We start from the raw sequence: 3,251 nt of genomic DNA, 5'->3' as shown, positions 1-3,251 counted from the left end.
CGGGATGTAGTCGTACTCGTCGCCGACGACCTTGGGAAAGGTCTGCGCTCTCCACTCGGCCTTGGCCTGTTCGATGCGTGCCTTCCGGCTGGATACGAAGTTCCACTCGATATGGCGTTGTCCCAGAGGCTCTCCGCCGACGATTGCGATGCGTGCGTCGCGAGTGGCCTCGAGGATGATCCCTGGCGCGTCGGTGAATACCGCCATGGTGTGCTCCGGGATTGTCGTGCCCCTGGCGGTCAGCCCGCCTTCCACGACATAGACGGCGCGTTCGTGCGCTTCCGGTACCGCCAGGCGCTGGCCTGCGCGCAGGCGGGCCTCGACGTAAAGCGTCTGTGCGTACGTCCGCACCGGTGAGCTGACGCCGAATGCGTGACCCATCATCACGCGGACCGGGACGCCGTCGACCTCCACGCGGGGTATCGTGGTGTCCGGATAGTGATGGAATGCAGGCGCCGTCTCCTCGTCGGCCTCCGGTAGAGCGAGCCAGAGCTGGAGGCCATTGAGACGATGAGGCGCGGCGGTCACCTCCGGGCGCTCGCGCTCGGAATGCGTGATCCCTTTGCCCGCCACCATGAGATTGATGTCGCCGGGCCGAATGGGCTGATAGCTGCCGAGCGAGTCACGGTGCAGGATCTCCCCCTCGAAGAGATACGTCACGGTCGCCAGGTTTATGTGCGGATGCGGCCTTACGTTGATGCCGTCGCCTGGTGGGAAGTCCGTGGGACCCATGTGGTCAAAGAAGATCCACGGCCCGACCAGCTTGCGCTCGCGGGTCGGCAGCACGCGCCGGACGGAGAAGCCGCCGAGGTCGCGCTTGCGGGGCTCGATCAGCAGCTCGATGGCGTCGCAGCTCCGGGGGGCACTGCAGTCCTGCTCGTAGGTTTCACTGGATTCCGGGGCCAGGTTGCTCATCATTCCCTCCGGCGGCGGCGATTTTCCGTCGCGACGTGGTAATGGTAGATCGCACGGCACGGCGATGCCTGTGCCGGGGAAATGCGCCTGCCCCTCTGTCGGATCGTTATCGTTGCCCGTTCGTCGAACTGATTTCTCTTAAAACAATTCCTTATCGGCAAAGTCTAGAGAAGGTTCAAGCGTTCCCCGATCACCGCGGCGCGCTCGGCGGTGGTGTTCGCGAACGCGACACGCAGGTAACGCGCCTGGTCCGGGCCGAAGAAGTCTCCCGGCACGGTCACCACGCCGGCGTCCCTCGCCAGCCGCTCGGCGACCCCGCTCGAGGTCTCGTCCGGAAAAGGATGCCGGATGTAGGCGAAGTACGCGCCCATCGAACTCACCGGCCAGTCGGGCACGCCGGTCATCGCGTCGCGGAACGCCTCGGCACGCCGTGCCATTTCGCGGCGGTTGTCCTCGCGCCACGCCGCGAGCGCCGGCAGGGCCCGCGCCACGGCGAACTGCGGGACGCGCGGGGCGCAGATCTGGAGGTTGTCCATGACCTTGGCGATCTCGGTGATGACGTCCGCGCCGGCGGTGACGGCGCCGAGCCGGTGCCCCGGGATGCAGAAGGACTTCGAGAAGCTGTAGAGCTGGATGACGTCGTGCGTCCAGTCCGGCTCGCCGAACAACCCATGGGGCATCTGGTCCTGCGCCGGGAGGAAGTCGCGGTAGGTCTCGTCGACGATGAGCCAGAGCCCACGCCGCCGGCAGACGGTGTGGATGGCCGCGACGGTCGCCGGCGGATAGATCGCCCCGGTCGGGTTGTTCGGCGTGACCAGTACCACCGCGCGGGTCCGTGGGCCGATGGCGGCCTCTACCCCGGTGGGATCGGGTACGAAACCGTATTCCGCGAGGCTTTCCAGGTGCTCCGTGCCGATGCCGAGCATCGACAGCGAGCTCTCATGGTTGAAGTAGAACGGATTGACGAGCAGCACGTTGTCGCCGGCCCCCGCCACGGCCATGACCGCGGCCAGAAACGCCTGATTGCAGCCGGCGGTGATGTGCACGTTCTCCGGGCGGATGTCGCCCTTGTAGAGCGCGCTGACATGTTCGGCGTAGGCACTGCGCAGCGCGGCCTCGCCTTCGATGGGGCCGTAACCGGCGAATTCCGCGCTCCCGGCGGCCTCTGCGAGCCAGCCCAGGATGTCGGGGTGCGGCGGGTAGCCCGGCACGGCCTGGGCCAGGTCCACAAGGGGGCCGTGATCGCCGCTGTATGCCCTCGCCCACTGCTGGACGGCGGCGATGGGGGGCGGCGCGAGGCCGTGCACGGCGGGGTTGAATCCGGCGGTGTCGGTCATGGGGTTTCCGGCTGTGTCGCTGTCTCGTGTGTCGTGTCGGGGGCGAAATGCCTGCTGCGTCAGTGATCTGTACCGTCGCGGGGTGCGCCCGCCCCGGTCGCCGCCGCGGCATCGTCATGCCCGGCCCCGGAGGGGACATTACCACTACTGCGCCGCCGCCCGCTCCTGCGTGTGCCGGACTGTGGCTCCGCCAACGCGTTGCTGCCGTCGCGGGCGGCGTAGAGCCAGTCTATGAACACCTTCACGATGGGCGCCGCCCTCGCCTCGCTGCGGCAGGCGACGTAGAAGCTGTCCACGGCCGGCACGGAGCGGTCGAAGGGGCGGACGAGCACGCCCCGGGAGAGCAGTCCGCTGGCGGTCATGGTATCGCCCAGGGCCACGCCGTGGCCGAGCACCGCCGCCTCCAGGCCAAGGCGCGCGTCGCTGAGGAAATGATGGGTGCAGCGCCCGGCGAGGTCCGGGGCATCCAGCGCGCAGAGCCAGGCGTGCCATTCCCGGTGATCGGCGATGTGGAGCATTACGTGCTGTTCGAGGTCCCGGGGCGTGCGTAGCGGTCGGCTGTTCAGCAGCGTCGGGCTGACCACCGGGAAGAGCTCGAGGTTCGACCACAGCCGCACCCAGCAGTCCGTCAGGTTGCCGTCGCCGTAGAGGATGCAGACGTCGTGCTCCGGCGAGTGCACGTTCTGCGGATCGTTGGATGAGGTCAGGGTCAGGCGGACGTCCGGGAACTGCTCGTTGAACTCCCGGATCCGCGGCAGCAGCCAGAACGAGAGCAGCGCCGGCGTGCAGCTCACCGACAGGTCTCCACGCGTGGAAGGCCGCCGGATCTCCGCCATCGCGGTGGCGATCTCCTCGAACGCCGAGGATACCGAAGGCAGCAGCCGTGCCCCCTGCGCGGTGAGCTTGAGGCGCTGCGCCTTGCGCTCGAAGAGCTGCACGTCGAGGGATGATTCCAGGGCGCGGAGCTGGTGACTGACGGCGCCGTGGGTCACGTTGAGT

General features: G+C 67.9%; 3 protein-coding genes. All 3 read right to left on the bottom strand.

Features of this window, described 5'->3' with window-relative positions:
* A partial coding sequence (locus tag G7A99_RS15060; RefSeq protein ID WP_163141584.1) for a pirin family protein occupies positions 1-915 on the bottom strand: 915 nt, incomplete at its 3' end.
* A gap of 164 nt (positions 916-1,079) precedes the next feature.
* Positions 1,080-2,252 (bottom strand): aminotransferase, encoded by a 1,173-nt coding sequence (locus G7A99_RS15055; RefSeq protein ID WP_018716736.1) that lies wholly within the window; start codon positions 2,250-2,252, stop codon positions 1,080-1,082.
* A 59-nt stretch (positions 2,253-2,311) separates the two neighbouring features.
* A partial coding sequence (locus G7A99_RS15050; RefSeq protein ID WP_163141581.1) for a LysR substrate-binding domain-containing protein occupies positions 2,312-3,251 on the bottom strand: 940 nt, incomplete at its 5' end.

It is taken from the genome of Arhodomonas sp. KWT (genome assembly GCF_010993615.1).
This window is presented reverse-complemented; position numbering and strand designations above follow the sequence as displayed.

Bases quoted from the DNA above. Each gene is read 5' to 3' on its own strand.
- G7A99_RS15055 (WP_018716736.1), bottom strand. From the start codon at position 2,252: ATGACCGACACCGCCGGATTCAACCCCGCCGTGCACGGCCTCGCGCCG.